The 20,746-nt window shown below is 51.4% G+C and carries 19 protein-coding genes; 1 reads left to right on the top strand and 18 read right to left on the bottom strand.

Annotated features, from left to right (window positions below; genetic code table 11):
- The 11 genes from lpdA to sdhC form a co-directional block, all read right to left on the bottom strand.
- Nucleotides 1-1,379 (bottom strand): dihydrolipoyl dehydrogenase (gene lpdA, locus ACTF7Q_RS06810; protein WP_438997097.1); only part of this gene is annotated, 1,379 nt, incomplete at its 3' end.
- A gap of 45 nt (nucleotides 1,380-1,424) precedes the next feature.
- A complete protein-coding gene (odhB, locus tag ACTF7Q_RS06805) occupies nucleotides 1,425-2,696 on the bottom strand; it encodes a 2-oxoglutarate dehydrogenase complex dihydrolipoyllysine-residue succinyltransferase (protein ID WP_438997096.1) in 1,272 nt (423 codons plus the stop codon).
- Between the two features lie 59 nt (nucleotides 2,697-2,755).
- Nucleotides 2,756-5,689, bottom strand: a complete 2,934-nt coding sequence (locus ACTF7Q_RS06800) for a 2-oxoglutarate dehydrogenase E1 component (RefSeq protein WP_438997095.1) — start codon at nucleotides 5,687-5,689, stop codon at nucleotides 2,756-2,758.
- Between the two features lie 65 nt (nucleotides 5,690-5,754).
- Nucleotides 5,755-6,639, bottom strand: a complete 885-nt coding sequence (sucD, locus tag ACTF7Q_RS06795; protein WP_438997094.1) for a succinate--CoA ligase subunit alpha — start codon at nucleotides 6,637-6,639, stop codon at nucleotides 5,755-5,757.
- 10 nt (nucleotides 6,640-6,649) lie between these two features.
- On the bottom strand, nucleotides 6,650-7,810 hold the full coding sequence (sucC, locus tag ACTF7Q_RS06790; RefSeq protein WP_438997093.1) for an ADP-forming succinate--CoA ligase subunit beta: 1,161 nt from the start codon (nucleotides 7,808-7,810) through the stop codon (nucleotides 6,650-6,652).
- An 83-nt stretch (nucleotides 7,811-7,893) separates the two neighbouring features.
- On the bottom strand, nucleotides 7,894-8,841 hold the full coding sequence (gene mdh / locus ACTF7Q_RS06785) for a malate dehydrogenase (RefSeq protein WP_438997092.1): 948 nt from the start codon (nucleotides 8,839-8,841) through the stop codon (nucleotides 7,894-7,896).
- Between the two features lie 157 nt (nucleotides 8,842-8,998).
- Nucleotides 8,999-10,192: a cell division protein ZapE gene (gene zapE / locus ACTF7Q_RS06780; RefSeq protein WP_438997091.1), complete on the bottom strand. Its 1,194-nt coding sequence runs from the start codon at nucleotides 10,190-10,192 to the stop codon at nucleotides 8,999-9,001.
- A 36-nt stretch (nucleotides 10,193-10,228) separates the two neighbouring features.
- Nucleotides 10,229-11,005, bottom strand: coding sequence for a succinate dehydrogenase iron-sulfur subunit (sdhB, locus tag ACTF7Q_RS06775; protein WP_438997090.1), 777 nt, complete (start codon nucleotides 11,003-11,005; stop codon nucleotides 10,229-10,231).
- Nucleotides 11,006-11,016: 11 nt separating this feature from the next.
- Nucleotides 11,017-12,807 carry a succinate dehydrogenase flavoprotein subunit gene (gene sdhA, locus ACTF7Q_RS06770; RefSeq protein ID WP_438997089.1) on the bottom strand — a complete coding sequence of 597 codons (1,791 nt, stop codon included), beginning with the start codon at nucleotides 12,805-12,807 and terminating at the stop codon, nucleotides 11,017-11,019.
- A gap of 18 nt (nucleotides 12,808-12,825) precedes the next feature.
- Entirely contained in the window at nucleotides 12,826-13,191 is a 366-nt protein-coding gene (gene sdhD / locus ACTF7Q_RS06765; RefSeq protein ID WP_438997088.1) for a succinate dehydrogenase, hydrophobic membrane anchor protein, read from the bottom strand.
- A gap of 14 nt (nucleotides 13,192-13,205) precedes the next feature.
- Complete coding sequence (gene sdhC / locus ACTF7Q_RS06760; RefSeq protein ID WP_438997087.1) at nucleotides 13,206-13,577, bottom strand: succinate dehydrogenase, cytochrome b556 subunit; 372 nt, start codon at nucleotides 13,575-13,577, stop codon at nucleotides 13,206-13,208.
- 147 nt (nucleotides 13,578-13,724) lie between these two features.
- Between sdhC and pdxY the strand changes: the two genes are divergently transcribed.
- Nucleotides 13,725-14,540, top strand: coding sequence for a pyridoxal kinase (pdxY, locus tag ACTF7Q_RS06755; RefSeq protein ID WP_438997086.1), 816 nt, complete (start codon nucleotides 13,725-13,727; stop codon nucleotides 14,538-14,540).
- 65 nt (nucleotides 14,541-14,605) lie between these two features.
- On the opposite strand, the gene ACTF7Q_RS06750 is transcribed toward pdxY, so the two are convergent.
- The 7 genes from ACTF7Q_RS06750 to rimM form a co-directional block, all read right to left on the bottom strand.
- Nucleotides 14,606-15,640, bottom strand: coding sequence for an aspartate-semialdehyde dehydrogenase (locus tag ACTF7Q_RS06750; protein WP_438997085.1), 1,035 nt, complete (start codon nucleotides 15,638-15,640; stop codon nucleotides 14,606-14,608).
- Nucleotides 15,641-15,712: 72 nt separating this feature from the next.
- Nucleotides 15,713-16,825, bottom strand: coding sequence for a 3-isopropylmalate dehydrogenase (gene leuB, locus ACTF7Q_RS06745; protein WP_438997084.1), 1,113 nt, complete (start codon nucleotides 16,823-16,825; stop codon nucleotides 15,713-15,715).
- Between the two features lie 57 nt (nucleotides 16,826-16,882).
- On the bottom strand, nucleotides 16,883-17,488 hold the full coding sequence (leuD, locus tag ACTF7Q_RS06740; RefSeq protein WP_438997083.1) for a 3-isopropylmalate dehydratase small subunit: 606 nt from the start codon (nucleotides 17,486-17,488) through the stop codon (nucleotides 16,883-16,885).
- 13 nt (nucleotides 17,489-17,501) lie between these two features.
- On the bottom strand, nucleotides 17,502-18,911 hold the full coding sequence (leuC, locus tag ACTF7Q_RS06735; protein WP_438997082.1) for a 3-isopropylmalate dehydratase large subunit: 1,410 nt from the start codon (nucleotides 18,909-18,911) through the stop codon (nucleotides 17,502-17,504).
- Between the two features lie 55 nt (nucleotides 18,912-18,966).
- Nucleotides 18,967-19,347 (bottom strand): 50S ribosomal protein L19, encoded by a 381-nt coding sequence (gene rplS / locus ACTF7Q_RS06730; protein WP_013046690.1) that lies wholly within the window; start codon nucleotides 19,345-19,347, stop codon nucleotides 18,967-18,969.
- Nucleotides 19,348-19,420: 73 nt separating this feature from the next.
- Nucleotides 19,421-20,155 (bottom strand): tRNA (guanosine(37)-N1)-methyltransferase TrmD, encoded by a 735-nt coding sequence (trmD, locus tag ACTF7Q_RS06725; RefSeq protein WP_438997081.1) that lies wholly within the window; start codon nucleotides 20,153-20,155, stop codon nucleotides 19,421-19,423.
- A partial coding sequence (rimM, locus tag ACTF7Q_RS06720) for a ribosome maturation factor RimM (RefSeq protein WP_438997080.1) occupies nucleotides 20,155-20,746 on the bottom strand: 592 nt, incomplete at its 5' end. The genes rimM and trmD, both read right to left, overlap by 1 nt.

The raw sequence follows: 20,746 nt of genomic DNA, 5'->3' as shown, positions 1-20,746 counted from the left end.
AGTGCCGCTTCCTTGACCGCTTCATTGAGCGTCGGATGACCATGACAGGTGCGGGCGATATCTTCGGATGATGCCCCGAACGCCATTGCCGTTGCGCATTCATGGATAACGGTACCAGCCTCATGGCCGATAATATGCACACCAAGAACGCGGTCGGTTTCGGCATCTGCCAGAATCTTTACAAAGCCCTCACTATGTCCTTGCGCGCGGGCACGGCTATTGGCCGAAAATGGGAAATTGCCAACCTTATAGGCAATGCCAGCCTCTTTCAGCATATCTTCGCTTTTACCAAGCGTTGCGATTTCAGGTGCCGTATAGACAATGCCAGGCACCAGATCGTAATCAACATGCCCGGCCTTGCCAGCCATCATTTCAACCGCGGCAACACCATCTTCTTCAGCTTTATGCGCCAGCATAGGGCCATCAATCACATCACCAATGGCAAAAATGCCTTCGATATTGGTTTCAAAACGGGCATCGACTTTGATTCGGCCACGTTCGCTTAACGCCAGCTTGATCTTATCAACGCCAAGCCCGTCAATCGCCGGATGGCGTCCAACCGAAACCAGCGCGATATCAGCCTTGATCGTTTCTGCATCACCACCACCAGCAGGTTCGACCGTCAAACTCACGCCGGTCTTACTGGCCTTGGCCAATTTTACCGCCGTTTTCAGCTTGAAAGACAGGCCTTGCTTTTTGGCAATGGTCATGAATTTTTTGGCAATTTCAGAATCCATACCTGGCAGGATTCGTGGCAGAAATTCGATCACTTCTACCTCGGCACCCAAGCGCGCCCATACGGTGCCTAGCTCCAGCCCAATATAACCTGCCCCGATCACAACCAGTTTCTTTGGCACCTTGCCAAGCGCCAAAGCCCCTGTCGAACTGACAATTCGGTCTTCGTCAATATCGATTCCAGGCAAGCTTGAAGGATAGCTTCCTGACGCGATCAGGATATTCTCGGCTTTATAGTCACCTTTGTCTTTGCCCGTGGTGATTGTAACCGCACCAGGACCATCAATGCGGGCTGTTCCCTCAAGACGTGTCACCTTATTCTTCTTGAACAGAAAATCGATGCCTGATGTCAGATCGCCGACAATCTTGTCTTTTGATGCCATCATCTGCGCCAGATCAAGCTTGACAGCACCGGTATCAATACCAAGATTAGCCAGCGTATCACCTGCCGCATTGGCATAATGTTCCGACGCGTTCAGTAACGCTTTTGACGGAATACAGCCAACATTCAGGCAGGTGCCGCCAAGCGTTTCACGCCGGTCGATACAGGCGACATTCATGCCCAGCTGGGCGGCACGAATGGACGCCACATAGCCACCTGGCCCAGCGCCGATTACAATCAGGTCGAAATTACTATCGGTCATTATCTATCCTTAACTAACATCCTGTGATCAGGATCATCGGAATCTTTAAACGCCAATCAACAGACGTCGTGGGTCCTCAACCAGATCCTTAACCCGGGCGAGGAAAGAAACTGCCTCACGCCCGTCAATGATCCGGTGGTCATATGACAATGCCAGATACATCATCGGCCTGATCACGATGGCATCATCGACCACAACCGCCCGCTTTTCAATTTTATGCATCCCCAATATTCCACTTTGCGGTGGATTCAGAATTGGTGTCGACATCAAAGATCCATAAACACCACCATTCGATATGGTAAAGGTGCCACCTGCCATATCGTCTGGTGCAATCTTGCCATCACGCGCTCGCATGCCAAAGTCACCGATTGTGCGCTCAACCTCAGCCAGATTCATCGCCTCGGCACCTTTGATGACGGGCACCACAAGTCCTTGCGGCGTGCCCACAGCAACACCGATATTATAATAGTTCTTATAGATGATATCGTTACCATCGATTTCGGCATTGACCGCCGGGAATTCCCGCAACGCTAAAACTGACGCCTGCACAAACATACCCATGAAGCCAAGACGCACCTGATGAATATTTTCAAATTCGGTTCTATAGCTTGCCCGTAACGCCATCAGTTCGGTCATATCGACTTCGTTGAATGTTGTTAGCATCGCGGCGTTATTCTGCGCTTCTTTCAGACGACTTGCGATCACCCGGCGTAATTTTGACATAGGCACACGCTCTTCACGCGCCGCATCAATATCACGCGGTGTTTGCCGCGGTGACTGGTTTGGTGACTGGCTTGGCACCTGACCAGACGCTGACGCGGCTGGAGTAGCTGGCGCTTTCATCGCGGCAAGCACATCAGCCTTTGTCAGACGGCCATCAACACCTGTGCCGGTAATGCTGGCTGGATTAAGATTATTTTCCTCAACAAGGCGGCGCACGGCAGGCGACAAAGGATGCGCCTCGGCCTTGGATGCCGTCGGGGCTTCATCTGCCGGTGCGACTTCGGCTTTTACGTCCGGTGCCTTGGCCCGTTCTACTTTTGCCGGCTCTGCTTTAGATGCTGCCGTGCTTGCGCCTTTTCCGGCTTCAACGCGTGCCAATAGGGCACCAACTTCGACAGTATCACCTTCGGCTACGACCAATTCGCTCAGTTTGCCCGCTACAGGAGAGGGCACTTCCAGCGTCACCTTATCGGTCTCCAATTCAACAACAGGTTCGTCAGCAGCGACCACATCGCCTGCTTTTTTGATCCACCGTGCGATCGTTGCGTCGCTTACAGACTCGCCTAGAGTCGGGACAATAATATCGGTTGCCATTACAAGCACCCTCCTTTGGTGCGTTGGATATGCATCGGCATCATCACGATGCCACTCACTTACTCTGCGGCGGCCTTGCCGCTTTCCTTATCAAAACCAAGCGCGTCTTCGACTAGCGTCTGCTGTTCCAGCTTATGTCGTGACAGGCTACCTGTTGCTGGTGACGCGGCGGCAGCACGTCCGGCATAGATCGGGCGGCTTTGCTTTGAACCAGCCTGTTCCATCGCTTCTTCGATAAAATCACGTACGAATGTCCAGCTTCCCATATTTTTGGGTTCTTCCTGACACCATATGATTTTGGCGTTTGGTACTGCCTGCAAGGCTTCGATCACGGACTTTGTTGGGAACGGGTATAGTTGTTCCAGACGCAGAATTTCGACATCCCATGCCTTTGCTTCATCACGTGCGGCGGCCAGATCATAATAGACTTTGCCGCTACACATCACGATCCGCTTGGCTTTGCCATGCTCAACCTTGGTATCTCGTTCATCAAGAACCCGGTGGAAGCTTGTGCCACTTGCCATTTCGGCCAAATTCGACACACAGGCCTTATGTCGCAATAATGATTTTGGTGTCATCACAACTAGCGGTTTGCGGAAATCACGTTTCAACTGGCGGCGCAAAACATGGAAATAATTCGCCGGCGTCGTACAATTGACCACCTGCATATTATCCTCGGCGCATAATTGCAGATAGCGTTCAAGCCGCGCTGATGAATGTTCTGGGCCCTGACCTTCATAGCCATGCGGCAACAGCAGAACCAGCGCGCTCATCCGCAGCCATTTGGCCTCGCCTGATGAAATGAACTGGTCAACCACAACCTGCGCGCCATTAGCAAAATCGCCAAACTGCGCTTCCCACATGACCAGCGCATTGGGTTCGGCTTGTGAAAACCCATATTCAAACCCCATCACCGATGCTTCGGATAATGGCGAGTCAATCACTTCAAACGGAGCCTGGTCATCGGCCAAATGCGCCAGCGGTGCAAATCGCTCTTCGGTATCCTGATCAACCAGCACGGAATGGCGTTGGCTGAAAGTACCACGACACGAGTCCTGACCGGATAGGCGCACTGGATTGCCTTCCAGCATCAAGGTGCCAAAGGCCATAAGCTCGGCTGTTGACCAGTCAATCCCAACGCCTTTTTCGATACTGTCAGCACGCGCTTTCAAAATCCGCGTCAATTTCGAATTGATCCGCATATGATCGGGTACCTTGTTCATATCGACGCCAAGCTTACGCAACACATCTATATCAACCGCGGTTTCGCCGCGGCGCTTATCGCCATGCGCCGTGCGCATACCAGACCACATCCCCTCAAGCCAATCAGCCTTGTTCGGGCGATAGCTTGTGCCTGCCTCAAACTCTTCATCCAGATGCTTGATACGGTCATCAATGACCTTTTGCGCGCCAGCTTCGTCAAACACGCCTTCACTTATCAGCTTCTGGGCGTATATATCACGTGTCGAAGGGTGCTGCCCGATTGCCTTATACATAAGCGGCTGGGTAAATGCGGGCTCATCCCCTTCATTATGGCCAAACCGTCGGTAGCAGAACATATCAATGACAACGTCAGTATTGAAAGCCTGCCGGAATTCAATCGCGATCCGCGCGGTATGCACAACCGCTTCGGGATCGTCACCATTAACGTGGAAAATAGGTGCCATAACCATTTTGGCAACATCAGTCGGATATGGCGATGAACGTGAATAAGACGGGCTGGTGGTAAAGCCAATCTGATTATTGACGATAATATGGATCGTGCCGCCAGTGCGATAGCCACGCAGATCCGAAAAGGCAAAGGTTTCACCAACAACACCCTGCCCGGCAAAGGCCGCATCACCATGCAGAAGAATGCCCAGCACTTCGGTGCGGTCATGATCATCACGCTGTTGCTGTTTGGCCCGCACCCGTCCAACAACAACCGGATCAACAATTTCCAGATGCGATGGGTTTGGTGCCAGACTCAGATGCACCGAGCTATTATCAAAAACGCGATCAGCCGATGCACCCATGTGATATTTTACATCACCCGATCCACCCACATCTTCAGGATTTGCCGGATTGCCCAGAAATTCGGAAATAATCGCCCGAAACGGCTTGCTCAGCACATTATGCAGAACATTCAGACGGCCACGATGCGCCATACCGATAACAGCTTCGCCAAGGCCAAGCTGGTTGCCGCGTTTGAGAATTTGTTCGATCGCCGGAATCACCGCTTCGGCACCATCCATGCCAAAGCGTTTAGTGCCAGTATATTTCTTATGCAGATAGCGTTCAAATTCTTCGGCATCGACCAGACGTTCATAAATCGCCTGCTTACCTTTGATGGTGAAATCCGTGCGGTTGCCGATGGCTTCGATGCGTTCCTGAATCCAGGCTTTTTGCGCAGGATCCTGAATATGCATGAATTCGACACCAATAGTACCACAATAGGTTTTGCGCAACACATCAATGATTTCGCGCAAGGTCGCGGTTTCCAAACCCAGCACATAATTGATGAATATCGGGCGATCCCAGTCATCTTCACCAAAACCATAGGTTTCAGGATCAAGTTCCGGATGCAATTCCGGCTCTTCCAATGCTAGTGGATCAAGCTGGGCAAGCAAATGCCCGCGAATACGATAGGCGCGGATCAACATCACGGCACGCAATGAGTCAAGCGTCGCCGCCCGCATATTGCCAGCATTTAGATTACCATTAGATTTATGCGCCGCCGCCACAGCCTTGATCGATGCTTCCGGATCAATGGCACCGACAACACGGCTTGAGCCATTGCCCCAGCTTGGTCCCTTTTCTTCAATCTCGCCAAGCACGTCAAGCTGTTCGAAATAACGCGCCCATGACGCATCAACAGCGCGCGGATTTTGCCGCCACGCTTCGCTCATTTCTGCAATAAAGGTGGCATTAGCACCAGATAGAAAACTACTATCTAGCGAATCAGCATTTTGATCATCGGCTTCGTCACGGTTTGGGGTTACCGAGTCACGCATATCTGTCTATCCATCACTTATAGGCACAGTTTATGGGGCATAGTGTATAAGCTATTCACTTATATTCAAGAAGAATGGTTACTAATCGCTGTCATAACTGCATCGCCAAGCGCGGCCGGCGAAGATGCCATCACAAAACCAGCAGTTTCCATCGCCGCAATCTTGTCAACAGCAGCCCCACTGCCACCAGATACAATCGCACCAGCGTGACCCATCCGACGCCCTGGCGGCGCTGTCTGGCCTGCAATAAAGCCAGCAATCGGCTTGCGGTTAGGTTGCGCCATATAATAAGCGGCAGCCTCTTCCTCGGCCGAACCGCCAATTTCACCAATCATCACGATGGCTTCGGTCTGGTCATCAGCCAGAAACATTTCCAAACAATCGATAAAGTTGGTGCCATTGACCGGATCACCGCCAATGCCAACACAGGTTGACTGACCAAGACCGGCGGCAGTGGTCTGGGCCACAGCTTCATATGTCAGCGTGCCCGAACGCGACACGATACCAACCTTACCTGGTTTATGGATATGCCCTGGCATGATGCCGATTTTGCATTCACCTGGGGTGATGATGCCCGGACAATTAGGGCCGATAAGGCGGCTATTGCTAGCATCCAGCGCGCGCTTTACCTTAACCATATCCAATACGGGAATGCCTTCGGTAATGCAGACGATCAACGGCATATCAGCATCGATGGCTTCCATAATCGAATCCGCGGCAAAAGGCGGCGGCACATAGATAACCGATGCGTTGGCTTCGGTTTCGTGCATCGCCTCGACAACCGAATTAAAGACTGGCAGATCAAGATGTGTCTGCCCCCCTTTACCGGGCGTGACCCCGCCAACCATCTTTGTGCCATAGGCAATCGCCTGTTCGGAATGAAAGGTGCCCTGAGCACCGGTGAAGCCCTGGCAGATAACGCGTGTATCTTTATTTACAAGAACTGACATATCGTCCTCTTTATTTGATAGCTGCAACAATCTTGGCGGCGGCATCCGCAAGATCATCGGCAGGAATGATATCAAGACCTGACGCGGCCATGATTTTTTTACCTTCGGCAACATTAGTGCCTTCAAGTCGAACGACCAGTGGCTTGGTCAGCCCCAGATTGCGCGCCGCCATCACAACACCCTCGGCAATGATGTCGCAGCGCATGATACCGCCAAAGATATTCACCAGAATACCTTTCACATTATCGTCAGTCAGAATAATCTTGAACGCTTCAGTGACTTTTTCGGTTGTGGCACCGCCCCCAACATCCAGAAAATTGGCTGGTGAAGCACCATGAAGCTGGATGATATCCATCGTCGCCATCGCCAGGCCTGCACCATTGACCATGCAACCAATATCGCCATCAAGCTTGATATAATTGAGGTCAAATTCGGATGCTTTGACTTCGGCTGGATCCTCTTCTGTCAGGTCACGCAATTCCAGTACATCTTTGTGCCGGTATAGCGCATTATCGTCAAAGCTCATTTTCGCATCAAGTGCCAGCAGATCGCCAGCACCGGTAACCACCAACGGGTTAATCTCGATCAGGCTGGCGTCAAGATCACCAAAGGCTTTGTAAAGTGATGCCAGAAAGCCTGGCAATTGCTTTGCTGTTGTGCCTTCAAGACCCAGCACGCGGGCAATACGACGCACATGATGTGGCTGCAAGCCTGTTGCTGGATCGATGCCCAGTGAAATAATCTTGTCCGGCTGGTTGGCGGCAACCTCTTCGATATCCATACCGCCTTCGCTTGATGCGATGATTGTCACGCGGCTATTCGCGCGGTCAACCAGCAGGGAAATATATAATTCACTGGCAATATCACAGCCATCTTCAACATAAAGCCGGCGTACTTCGCGGCCTTCGGGGCCAGTCTGATGCGTCACCAGAACCTTGCCCAGAATGTCATCAGCCGCATCACGGACAGCATCAATAGATTTTACGACTTTGACGCCACCAGCCTTGCCACGCCCTCCAGCATGGATCTGCGCCTTGACCACATAAACAGGACCGCCAAGCTCAGTTGCCGCACTAACGGCATCGTCAACAGAAAATACTGCGTTGCCACGTGGCACCGGCACACCAAACCCACTAAGAAGCTGTTTTGCCTGATGTTCATGAATATTCATTTTTTACATCCCCAATTTCGGCCTAATTAAGATCTAATTTCGGATACCCAAAAAAAAGGGCGGGAACTTGCCCCGCCTTTTACCTAGAGTTTCGCTACAATTTCGTTTAGCGCCCGCACCGCGGACACTGAACGGTCAAACATGGCCTGTTCATCTTCATTCAATTCGATTTCAACGATACGCTCGACACCGCCAGCACCCAGAATAACCGGCACACCAACATACAGCCCGTCTAGGCCATAGGCACCATCAACATAAGCGGCACATGGTAATAGACGCTTTTTGTCTTTCAAATAAGCATCAGCCATTTCAATAGCCGATGAGGCTGGCGCATAGAACGCCGAACCTGTTTTCAGCAACCCGACAATCTCGGCACCACCATCACGGGTGCGTTGAACGATCTCGTCAATCTTCTCGGCAGTTGACCAGCCCATCTTGATAAGATCAGGTACCGGAATACCCGCCACCGCCGAATAGCGCACCAATGGCACCATTGTATCGCCATGACCGCCAAGCACGAAAGCGGTGACATCTTCGACCGACACGGCAAATTCTTCAGCCAGAAAATAACGGAAACGCGCCGAATCCAGAACCCCAGCCATGCCGACAATTTTTGATGTAGGCAACCCTGATGCTTTTTGCAGAACCCCGACCATCACATCAAGCGGGTTGGTGATACAGATCACAAAGGCATCCGGACAATTATCCTTGATGCCAGCACCAACCTGATTCATGACATTCGTATTAATCCCGATCAGATCATCACGGCTCATCCCTGGCTTACGGGCAACACCAGCGGTGACAATGACAACATCGCTTCCGGCCAATGCCGCATAATCATTCGAACCTGTTATCGAGGCATTAAAGCCTTCGATCGGGCTCGCCTGGGCGATATCAAGCGCCTTGCCCTGTGGCATGCCTTCGGCAATATCGAACAACATGACATCACCAAGCTCCTTTAATCCAGCAAGCAATGCCAGCGTGCCGCCAATATTACCTGCACCAATTAGCGAAATTTTATTACGAGCCATGATGTATCATCCATTTCCAGAGCGATTTTACGGTATCACCAGCGCATATATGCAAAGCTTAATGATCACCAGATATATGCGAGGGTTTACCGAATTATGATGTTTTGCACAAGTCTAATCCGGTGTTTTTGCGCAATCCTTTATCTACCTAACCATGTTAATCCGAAGCGGGAATATGGCTTTTGCCACGTCCTGCCATTTCGCGAAGTCGCGACTGTGTACGTGCAAACTCAAACTGCCATTTTTCACCGCTATACAGCTTATCCACTGGCATTGTCGACGAGGCCAGAAAAAAGCGACCACGATCATATAGTGCATCTATCAACCACATAAAACGGCGTGCTAGATGCTCATTATCAACGGTAAAAGCTGGCACATCATGCATAACAATACCGGTAAAGCGGCCTGCAATGGCCAGATAATCGCGCGCTCCCAGTGGCCTGTCGCAAAGTTCGTCGAAACTGACCATCGCAACGTCACCGGCTGTCATGTCAAACACGATGTCGCGTCCGGCGACACGCACGGTTTCCTCAAGCGGGGTCATATGGGCACTGACCTGTGCAAAGGATGTGTTAAGCGCAGCTCTGGCACGTTCATTATTGGGATGAAACCAGGCTGGCAATCCAGCCAGAAGTGCCCCACGCCAATCAGTGCCAGCACCGATTTCCAGCATCTCGCAACGCTGTTTCAGCAAGGCGATGAATGGCAAAAACCGGTCACGATGCAGACCATTCTTATACAGCTCATCAGCATGACGGTTTGATGTAGTGACGACAATCGCCCCGCGATCAAACAGGGCGGTAAATAGCCGCGCCAGTATCATCGCATCGGCAATATCACGCACTTCCATTTCGTCAAAACAGATGATTTTACCGCGCGCAATCAGCTGATCGGCAACCGCCTCTATCGGCGCATCCGGATTGGTTTTACGCGCCGCGTGTATCAGATCCTGCGCCAGCACCATGAAATCATGAAAATGCAGACGCCATTTCCCCATCAGCGCCGCGCCTGTAGAGGCGTCGGATTCGACATCAAGCGCGTCAAAGAACATATCCATCAGCATGGTTTTACCCCGCCCAACCCCGCCATGGATATAAAGACCGCGCATGACCGGCGTTGTTTTTTCAAACAGACCCATCAGACGGCGGCCAAAATTCGGTGTCTGCAATGACGATATGCGGCTGACAAGGCCATCTAGTACCCGCGCCGTATCCGCCTGACCTGCATCAAAACGCAGATCCCCTTTGGTCACAAGCGCATCCAATGCCACACTTGGCAAAACCCCCATATTACTGGGCATAGCCTGACTATGTGGTTGTTGCTTGACCTCGGCCATCACCGTTATGGTCACATTGATATATCTGTCACCGGCACGCCGACACAGACATTACCGACGCGCCATTTCCCCTTTGATTCCGGCAATCGCCTTGCCGGGATTAAGACCTTTTGGACAGGTCTTTGCACAATTCATGATCGTATGACACCGATAGAGAGCAAAGCTGTCATCCAGCGCATCAAGACGTTCTTTCTTGTAATCATCGCGGCTATCAGAAATCCAGCGATACGCCTGCAATAGAACAGCTGGCCCCAGATATTCATCACTGTTCCACCAATAGCTTGGACAGGCTGTCGAACAGCTAAAGCACAGCACACATTCCCACAGACCATCCAACTTTTCGCGGTCATCTTGAGACTGTTTACGCTCACCATCCGCACTGGCTGGCTTGTCAGTTTTCAACCAAGGCTCGATCGACGCTAGTTGCCGATAAGCATTGCTGAGATCCGGCACCAAATCTTTAACCACTGGCATATGTGGCAGCGGATAGATTTTCACATCATCTTTGACATCATCGATACTTTTCAGACAGGCCAGCGTATTGGTGCCATCAATATTCATCGAACATGACCCGCAGATACCTTCACGGCATGAACGCCGGAATGTCAGACTACTATCATGTTCGCTTTTGATCTTGATCAGCGCATCCAGCACCATCGGCCCACAATCATCCAGATCGACATCAAAGCTATCGATGCGCGGATTGCGATCATCATCTGGCGACCAACGATAAATCTGAAAGGTTTTAACACGACTCGAGTCAGCTGGTGCCTTATAGGCTTCGCCCTTAGTTATTTTCGAATGTGTAGGCAAGGTAAATTCAGCCATCAATCACGCCTCTAATATACGCGCGGCGCAGGGGGAATTGGCGCCACATCATTACTCAAAGTGTTCATCACAACACCGCGATAGCTCAGATCCGATTTATTGCGCTCATCGAGACGCATAATCGTATGTTTCATCCAGTTATCGTCATCGCGCTCTGGCCAGTCTTCATGTGCATGCGCCCCACGTGATTCCTGACGTTGATCAGCCGACCGAATAGTCACAAGCGCCTGTCCCATGAGATTATCAAGTTCCAGCGCCTCAATCAGATCGGTGTTCCAGATCAGCGACTTGTCTTTGACACCTATCTTGGCCATTTTCGCGGCTATAGTATCCATACGCTCAACCCCGTCAGCCAGCGACTCGCTGGAACGGAATACTGCCGCATGCCGTTGCATGGCATGCTGCATTTCCAACCGGATACTGGCCGCGCTCACATCGCCATCGGCATGACGCATCTTGTCGAGGCGGGCGATCGCTTTGTCAGTTGCCGATTGTGGCGCCGTGCGGGGTGCTTCACCGGGGGTAATGGTTTCGGCAGCGCGCTTTGCGGCGGCACGTCCAAACACGATGATATCAAGCAGTGAATTTGTGCCCAGACGATTAGCGCCATGCACTGAAACACAGGCCGCTTCGCCAATAGCCATCAAACCTGGCACGACGTGATTTTCATCTTTGGCTGTTGGAGCCAGAACTTCGCCATTATAATTGGTTGGAATGCCGCCCATATTATAATGCACCGTCGGCAGAACCGGTATCGGCTCTTTGGTTATATCGACACCGCAGAAAATCTTTGCGGTTTCCATGATACCTGGCAGACGCATATTCAATGTTTCGGGATCAATATGCTCAAGGTGCAGCATTATATGATCTTTATTCGGGCCAACACCACGTCCTTCATTGATCTCGATCGTCATCGCCCGACTCACCACATCACGGCTTGCCAGATCCTTGGCATTCGGTGCAAAGCGTTCCATGAAACGTTCGCCTTCCGAATTGGTCAGATAGCCACCTTCGCCGCGCGCGCCTTCGGTGATTAGCACACCAGCACCATAAACACCGGTTGGATGAAACTGGACAAATTCCATATCCTGTAGCGGTAATCCGGCGCGCAGTGCCATCGCATTGCCATCACCAGTGCATGTATGCGCCGACGTACAAGAGAAATAAACGCGGCCATAGCCACCTGTTGCCAGCACTGTCTGCTGACCCCAGAAACGATGCAGACTGCCATCTTCCATACATAAAGCAATCACGCCCGCACATTCGCCTTCGTCATTCATCAGCAGATCAAGCACAAAGAATTCGATGTGAAAGGCCGCCTGATGCTTGAGACATTGCTGATATAATGTATGCAGAATGGCATGGCCGGTACGGTCTGCTGCCGAACAGGCACGGCGCGCCATGTTCTTTCCATAATCCAGCGTATGACCACCAAACGGGCGCTGATAGATATTGCCATCTTCGGTACGTGAAAACGGCACCCCGTAATGCTCTAGTTCGATCACCGCAGGCGCGGCGTTGCGGCACATATATTCAATCGCATCCTGATCACCAAGCCAGTCCGACCCTTTGACCGTATCATACATGTGATATTTCCAGTTATCGCCTTCGCCCATATTATCAAGCGCCGCACCGATACCACCTTGCGCTGCCACTGTATGCGAGCGCGTTGGAAACACCTTACTGATACAGGCGGTCTTTAACCCCGCGGTTGCCATACCAAGCGTAGCGCGCAATCCGGCACCACCGGCACCAACAACAACAACGTCGTAGTAATGATCTTCAATTTCATAATCAGGCATATAGATAGCTTCCCATTTCTAAAAGGCTATTGACGCAATCGCAATTAAACTCGCCCCCGCAATAATCGCCATTATGATATTCACACTTAATATAAGAGCATGACGTCCAGATTTCACGGGTACGTAATCCTCAATAACGACATGAGCACCCAAAGTGCCATGAAACACCCCAATCACAACCAGCAATGCCAGCGCCAATGCCTGATAGGGGATCGCTAAAAAGGCGCGTGCCGCTTGATAATCCAAAGTGCCAATCCGCGTCACAACAAACACAAAATAAGCCATCAATATCAAAACGGCGACAGCGCTCATCCGTTGCCAGCGCCAATGCGATAATCCGGACACTCGTGGTCTTGGCATTGTTTTATAAGAATTTTTTTCCATTGCTATGGTTCTTCCTATACCAAAAACCAAAAAATGGCAGTCAGAGTGACCGTCGCGGCAAGCACAAGACGGCCTGTCGCATATACTTGCGGTATCTCCAACCCATACCCCATGTCCCAGGTCAGGTGTCGAATACCATTGAAGGCATGATAAAATAAAACTGCCGAATAACCGAATAGGACAAATTGACCCAAGGGGTGCTGGATAATCATCGTCGCCAGCGCGAAACTGTCCTCACCAAGCGCTAGCGCGATCAACCACAGACATACTAATCCGGTGCCTGTAGCCAGCACAACGCCCGTAGCCCGGTGACAAATCGACAAGACCGATGTCATCTGCGGTTTATAAATTTGCAAGTGCGGCGACAGGGGACGCGGCTTTGACATAGCAGGCCTCATTAACTAGGAATTATGATGGTATATGTTTTCCCACCTATTTTAGTCAAATATAAAGCGATAGACATAATGAATTAGTTCACAGCATACCCAAAATAAAGTAGCCATTAGATCAACCATAAGCGCTAGGATCACTTTATGAAGCGCATTTTATCAATTCAATCGTCTGTCACCTATGGGTTTGTGGGCAATAGCGTTGCCACGCCCGTTCTGATCAGCATGGGCATTCACCCGCTTGCTGTAAACAGCGTCATGCTGGCTGCGCATCCAGGTTATGGCGTCTTTGCCGGTCAGGCGACGCCAGCCGATCATATCGCCGCGATTCTGAATGGGCTGGTGACGCTCAATATTGTCCCTGATATCGACGCTGTCATCAGCGGTTATCTTGGCCATACCGATCAGGTTGCCCATATCGCCAGCCTGATCACCAACTGGCGCGATGCCGGGACCAATGGCACCTACATCTGTGATCTGGTGCTGGGCGATGTAGACACATTATATATCGATCAGACATTGGCGGATAGGATGATTGACCAGCTGTTGCCGCTGGCCGATATTATCACCCCTAACCAGTTCGAGCTTGCCTATCTATCGGGCATGGCTGTTGCTGGTAGTGACAGCGCCATCAAGGCTGGACAACATCTACTGGCATCACAAGCGGGTTTGACTGCCGTTATCGCAACCGGCATAACCAATGATGATGATCTTGTGCATGACATTCTGATCACGCGCTCAGCGCATAAAAACTGGCAATATCAGAAACGGTCAGCTGGCGTGTCTGGCAGTGGTGATCTGTTCACATCCTTGCTGGCTGGTGGGCTGGTTCAGGGCGTGCCGCTCAGCGATGCCACCGCGCGCGCCAGCCATCTTGCCCAGGCCGTCATTACCCGAAGCCCCAACCCGAAAGAGTTAGCACTTTTGGAAAATCTGGATCTGTTTAGAGCCACTAGCTAGATTATATACACTTTATTTTTGACCAAATGCGTCGTCACAGATGGCCCATCTGTTCGGGATTTGCTCTAGCGACCGGAAATGCCACGCTCGATAACCAGTTCGGCAATCTGCACCGAATTCAACGCTGCGCCTTTGCGCAGATTGTCTGACACGCACCAGAATACAAGGCCATTTTCGACTGTCGGATCACTGCGAATCCGGCTGATATAAACAGCATCTTCGCCAGCCGCTTCATGCGGTGTAACATAGCCTTCATTCGCCCGATGATCGATCACCACCACACCTGGTGCATCCTGCAACAGCGTGCGGGCAGATTTATCGGTGATCGGCTTGTCCGTCTCGATAAAGACTGCTTCACTATGGCCGACAAAAACCGGAATCCGCACACAATGCGCAACCAGATCAATTGACGGATCCATGATTTTCTTGGTTTCGGCGGTCATTTTCCATTCTTCTTTGGTAAAGCCGTCATCCATGAATACATCAATATGCGGAATCGCGTTAAAGGCAATCTGCTTGGTGAATAATTCGGGCTTTACCGCGTCATTCACAAAAATACCCTTGGTCTGGTTGAACAGTTCATCCATCGCGGGACGGCCTGCACCTGACACCGCCTGATAGGTCGAGACCACAACACGGCGCACGCCGAATGCGTCATGTAGCGGCTTTAGCGCCACCACAAGCTGTGCTGTTGAGCAATTCGGATTAGCAATGATATTACGGCCACCCTTGGCTACTGTGGTGCCTTCGATGGCGTCGGGGTTAACCTCCGGCACGATAAGCGGCACATCATCGTCCATGCGAAAGGCCGACGAATTATCAATCACGATACAACCAGCTTCACCTGCTTTTGGCGCATAGGCTTTTGACGTATCTCCACCTGCCGAAAACAAGGCGATATCAGCCGTGCTAAAATCAAATTGATCCAGCGCTTCGACTGTCACGATATCATCTTCACCATAGGACAATTCGCGGCCAATCGATTTTGACGATGCCAGTGCATAGACCTTGTCGGCGGGGAAATTACGCTCGGCAAGGGTTTGTAGCATTTCACGTCCAACAGCACCTGTGGCACCAACGACGGCAACTCTATATCCCATGTGAAATTCCTCTTAATATCTTGGACCCAGCTTTGACAAAGCCCGACGAATTCAGCTCAAATTATTCAGTAATTAACGTGCCAAGCGATCCATGGCGTCAATCACCGCGGCGGTCATGCCATCGGTGCCAGTCTGCTCACATCCGGCGGTCATGATATCGCCAGTCCGCTTGAAAGCCAGCGCGTCACTAACCGCCTGTTCCAGCAGATCAGCTTCTTCGGACTGACCAAAACTGTAACGCAGCATCATTGAAAAGCTCATAAACTGTGCTAGCGGATTGGCAAGACCTTTACCGGCAATATCTGGGGCTGACCCATGCACAGGCTCATACATCGCCGCAGGTACACCAGTATCTGGGTTAATATTGCCAAGCGATGCTGATGGCAACATACCTAGCGAACCGGTCAACATCGCCGCACAATCAGACAATAGATCGCCAAACAGATTATCCGTCACGATCACGTCAAACTGCTTTGGCGCGCGCACCAACTGCATCGCGCAGTTATCGGCATACATATGCGACAGCTCAACACCTTCGCCTTCTTCGGCATGTAATCTTGTCATGACTTCGCGCCATAGCACGCCCGAATGCATAACATTGGCTTTTTCAACCGAGGTCAGACGGCCATTACGCTTGCGCGCAAGATCAAAGCCAACGCGGCCAATACGTTCGATTTCGGACGTTGAATAGGCGTTGGTATCATAGCCAAGCTTGCTACCATCTTCGCGCACATCAATACCGCGTGGTTCGGCAAAATAGGAACCGCCACATAATTCGCGCAGAATCATGATATCAAGACCAGATACCAGATCAGGTTTTAATGATGACGCATCAACCAAGGCCGGAAACACCATTGCCGGACGCAGATTCGCATATAGATCCATCTCTTTGCGCAACCGAAGCAAGCCACGTTCAGGCTTCACCTCAAACGGCAGATCATCATATTGTGGGCCACCAGCAGCGCCGAACAGCACCGCATCAGCGCTCATTGCATCGGCCAGCGTCTCGTCGGTCAACGGGGTGCCATGCACATCATAAGATGCTCCACCAACAAGGCCTTCGGATAAATCAAAGCCCAGCGAACGATATTTCGCCAGCCAGTCGATGATTTTCATATTCGCCTGCATGACTTCACGGCCGATACCATCACCCGGAAGCACCATTACTTTACGATTAGATGCCATAATATTTCCTCTTACTAGATTTGGTGGCGTCTGGCCTGGCGACATGCCAAGCTTGACCTACAACCAGGGTTGGTTGGCTTGCCGTTCGGTTTCGTAACTATCGATGGCGTTGCTTTTTTCAAGCGTCAGGCCAATATCATCCAGCCCTTCAAGCAGGCATGTCTTGCGGAACGGATCGACATCGAACTCAATCGTCACGCCGTTCGGACGTTTGATCGTCTGGCTTACCAGATCAACCGACAATTCCGGATTTTCGGCATCCGCTGCATCAGCCATCAACGCATCACGTTGATCAGCGCTAACGACGATTGGCAACACGCCATTCTTAAAGCAGTTATTGTAAAAGATATCGGCAAAGCTGGTCGAAATCACACAGCGAATGCCAAAATCAAGCAACGCCCATGGCGCATGTTCGCGGCTAGAACCACAGCCGAAATTATCACCTGCCACCAGAATTTCGGCATTACGATAAGGCGCCTTATTCAGCACAAAATCGCTGATCTCGTCACCATTCAGCGTATAGCGCATTTCGTCAAACAGATTAACGCCCAGACCTGACCGCTTGATCGTTTTCAAAAACTGCTTCGGGATAATCATATCGGTATCGATATTCAGAATATTGAGTGGCGCCGCAATTCCGGTCAGCTTATCAAACTTTTGCATTGGCTCGTCTCCCTTAGCTTTCCATGTCACGGACATCAGTCAGATAGCCGGTGACCGCCGCCGCAACAGCCATTTCCGGACTCACCAGATGCGTGCGTCCTCCACGACCTTGGCGGCCTTCAAAATTACGGTTTGACGTTGATGCACAGCGCTCACCATCAGCCAGCTTGTCGGCATTCATCGCCAGACACATTGAACAGCCTGGTTCACGCCATTCGAATCCTGCCGCCTGAAAAATCTTGTCCAGACCCTCGGCTTCGGCCTGTTCCTTGACCAGACCTGATCCCGGCACAACTAAGGCGCGCATGCCATCGGCAATAACCTTGCCATCGGCAATGCGTGCCGCAGCGCGCAAATCTTCGATGCGGCTATTCGTGCATGAGCCGATAAACACTGTGTCAACTTTGATCTCGGTCAGCTTCTGCCCGGCTTTCAATCCCATATATTCGATGGCACGTTCGATCTTCGCACGCTTTGATTCGTCACTTTCGGCGTCAGGATCGGGCACGACACCGGCAATCGGCAAGGCATCTTCCGGGCTTGTGCCCCAAGTTACCGTCGGGCCAATATCTTCGGCGGCCAACACCAATTCGGTATCATAGCGAGCGCCTTCATCCGATGGTAACGTGCGCCAATAGGCAACAGCCTTGTCCCACATGTCACCTTTTGGGGCCATCGGCTTACCCGCAATATACGCAAACGTCGTTTCATCTGGCGCAATCATGCCCGCACGGGCACCCGCTTCGATGGCCATATTACATACTGTCATCCGGCCTTCCATTGACAGGCCACGGATAACCGATCCAGCGAATTCGATCACATGCCCGGTTCCACCAGCTGTACCTAATTTACCGATAATGGCTAGGATAACATCCTTGGCGGTAACACCGGCACCAAGCGTGCCATCAACCGTGATTCGCATATTCTTGGCTGGCTTCTGTATTAATGTCTGGGTGGCCAGCACATGCTCAACCTCTGAAGTGCCGATACCAAAAGCCAGCGCCCCAAAAGCGCCATGCGTTGCGGTATGCGAATCACCACACACAATGGTCATACCAGGCTGGGTAAAGCCTTGTTCAGGGCCAATTACATGAACGATACCTTGACGAATATCATTCATACCAAAATAGGGAACACCAAATTCCGCCGCGTTAGATTCAAGCGCTTCAACCTGTATCCGTGATTCCTCATCGGCAATGCCTTCGGAACGGTCAGTGGTCGGAATATTATGATCGGCAACCGCTAGCGTACGATTAGGCGCACGCACAGTGCGGCCATTATTGCGCAGACCTTCAAAGGCTTGCGGGCTAGTCACTTCATGCACAAGATGCCGGTCGATATAAATCAGACACGTGCCATCATCCTGTAGATGCACAACATGTGCATCCCAGATTTTATCAAATAACGTTTTTGGAGCCGACATGTCTTAGTTCCTTATAGGTTGCCGGCGAGGAGTTCTCCCGTACCGGACAAGCCAATCAGGAAGAAGACGCCTCGCGATATGTTGTTTTTTCAGCAATACGAGCTGCTTTACCAGTACGTCCACGAAGATAATATAGCTTAGCACGACGCACACGGCCACGACGAACAACCGTTACGCCTGCGACTTGTGGGGCATAAAGCGGGAATACACGCTCGACACCTTCGCCATATGACAGCTTGCGAATGGTAAAGGATGAAGCAACACCATCACTTTTGCGCGCAATACATACGCCTTCAAAAGCCTGAATACGCTCGCGGCTACCCTCGATGACTTTCACGTCAACACGGACGGTGTCACCAGGTGCAAATTCAGGAATTTCGCGCTGCTCGAGCACTTTTTCCATTTGTTTTTTGCCAATACGATCCAAGATGTTCATCGGTCGTTTCCCCTTATCAATTTAACGCCATCGTCTTTGCCATCAAAGACATACCTTCAAAGGTGAGGCTGCATTACTCTTTACTACTCTTGCTTTGCAACTCCAAATAGCGTTTCCACAAATCTGGACGTCGCGTCTGCGTCTCTTTCTTTGCCTCCGCTAACCGCCATTCGGCGATTTTGCGGTGATGACCCGAAGCCAGTATCTCTGGCGCTTCGATGCCATTCCAGACCCGAGGTTGCGTGAAATGCGAATGCTCCAGCAACCCGGTCTCAAAACTTTCATCATGGTGCCCTTCTGCTTTGCCCATAACCCCAGGCAACAGACGCACCACTGCGTCAATCACTGTCAGTGCGGCGACTTCGCCACCTGACAAAATATAGTCCCCAATACTGACCTCTTGCATCGCATGGGCATCGATAACACGTTGATCGACGCCTTCATAACGGCCGCATAGAAACACCGCACCGGGCTGTGCCGCCAGATCACGCGCCATCGCCTGATCCAGCATTTTGCCACGCGGAGAGAGATAAATTCTCGGTCCCGCCGTTGCCGTCACCGCCTGCAAGGCCGCATCAACAACATCTGGCTTTAACACCATACCAAGACCACCACCCAAAGGCGTGTCGTCCACAGTCCGGTGCTTATCGCGCGCAAACTCGCGAATGTCCAGCGTTTTTAGCCCCCAGATGCCTTCATTTAGCGATTTTCCTGCCAAAGAATGTCCAAGAGGGCCTGGAAACATATCTGGAAACAGCGTCAAGATCGTCGCTTGCCACTTTGTCCCGGATATTTTAGTTCCCGACATCAGTAATTTTCCTTCTCAACCTCGCCATCTTCGGCTTCAACATCGGCTTCATCTTCGGCACCGGCAAGCAACCCATCAGGCGGCGCCAAAACCACGCGCCCCTTATCCAGTTCAACCGCAACAAGCGCCACCCCAGCAAAGGGCAACATGATGCTTGCACCTTGTGGCGGCATGATTTCAACCACATTACCAGCGCCAAAATCATGGATGGCATCAATGCGCCCAAGCAGACTGTCATCTGCCAGAACCGCATCAAGCCCCAATAGATCAGCATGATATATCTCATCATCTGCCAGATCCGGCAAAGCCGCCCGGTCAACATATAGATGCTGACCGCGCAACGCATCCGAGGCATCACGGCTTTCAACTTTACCAAGCCGTGCCAGCACCACACCTTTACTGCCAAGCGACAGGATTTTCAGCGCAACCTGCTGGCCATCCTCAAGATAGAGCTTATCAAAACGTCCCAGCGATTCGGGTGTTTCGGTAAAGGGCTTGATTTTCACATTACCACGCACACCATGACTGCCCATGATAGCGGCAACCGAAATCCGGCCCTGTTGCTGTGGTCGCGCCTGTGGCATTACCCCT

Origin of the sequence: Puniceispirillum sp. (SeqCode) (assembly GCF_965657105.1) — a bacterium.
GTDB lineage: Bacteria > Pseudomonadota > Alphaproteobacteria > Puniceispirillales > Puniceispirillaceae > Puniceispirillum.
The sequence above is the reverse complement of the archived record's forward strand: the minus strand, read 5'-3'. Positions and strand labels throughout refer to the sequence as shown.

What these genes read in the sequence shown, in the direction of transcription:
- ACTF7Q_RS06750 (WP_438997085.1), bottom strand. Translation starts at nt 15,640, where the DNA reads ATGGGATATAGAGTTGCCGTCGTTGGTGCCACAGGTGCTGTTGGACGT.
- leuC (WP_438997082.1), bottom strand. Translation starts at nt 18,911, where the DNA reads ATGTCGGCTCCAAAAACGTTATTTGATAAAATCTGGGATGCACATGTT.
- rplS (WP_013046690.1), bottom strand. Translation starts at nt 19,347, where the DNA reads ATGAACATCTTGGATCGTATTGGCAAAAAACAAATGGAAAAAGTGCTC.
- pdxY (WP_438997086.1), top strand. Translation starts at nt 13,725, where the DNA reads ATGAAGCGCATTTTATCAATTCAATCGTCTGTCACCTATGGGTTTGTG.
- mdh (WP_438997092.1), bottom strand. Translation starts at nt 8,841, where the DNA reads ATGGCTCGTAATAAAATTTCGCTAATTGGTGCAGGTAATATTGGCGGC.
- sdhA (WP_438997089.1), bottom strand. Translation starts at nt 12,807, where the DNA reads ATGCCTGATTATGAAATTGAAGATCATTACTACGACGTTGTTGTTGTT.
- sucD (WP_438997094.1), bottom strand. Translation starts at nt 6,639, where the DNA reads ATGTCAGTTCTTGTAAATAAAGATACACGCGTTATCTGCCAGGGCTTC.
- leuB (WP_438997084.1), bottom strand. Translation starts at nt 16,825, where the DNA reads ATGGCATCTAATCGTAAAGTAATGGTGCTTCCGGGTGATGGTATCGGC.
- trmD (WP_438997081.1), bottom strand. Translation starts at nt 20,155, where the DNA reads ATGTCGGGAACTAAAATATCCGGGACAAAGTGGCAAGCGACGATCTTG.
- odhB (WP_438997096.1), bottom strand. Translation starts at nt 2,696, where the DNA reads ATGGCAACCGATATTATTGTCCCGACTCTAGGCGAGTCTGTAAGCGAC.
- sdhC (WP_438997087.1), bottom strand. Translation starts at nt 13,577, where the DNA reads ATGTCAAAGCCGCGTCCCCTGTCGCCGCACTTGCAAATTTATAAACCG.
- sdhB (WP_438997090.1), bottom strand. Translation starts at nt 11,005, where the DNA reads ATGGCTGAATTTACCTTGCCTACACATTCGAAAATAACTAAGGGCGAA.
- sucC (WP_438997093.1), bottom strand. Translation starts at nt 7,810, where the DNA reads ATGAATATTCATGAACATCAGGCAAAACAGCTTCTTAGTGGGTTTGGT.
- leuD (WP_438997083.1), bottom strand. Translation starts at nt 17,488, where the DNA reads ATGCAAAAGTTTGATAAGCTGACCGGAATTGCGGCGCCACTCAATATT.
- ACTF7Q_RS06800 (WP_438997095.1), bottom strand. Translation starts at nt 5,689, where the DNA reads ATGCGTGACTCGGTAACCCCAAACCGTGACGAAGCCGATGATCAAAAT.
- sdhD (WP_438997088.1), bottom strand. Translation starts at nt 13,191, where the DNA reads ATGGAAAAAAATTCTTATAAAACAATGCCAAGACCACGAGTGTCCGGA.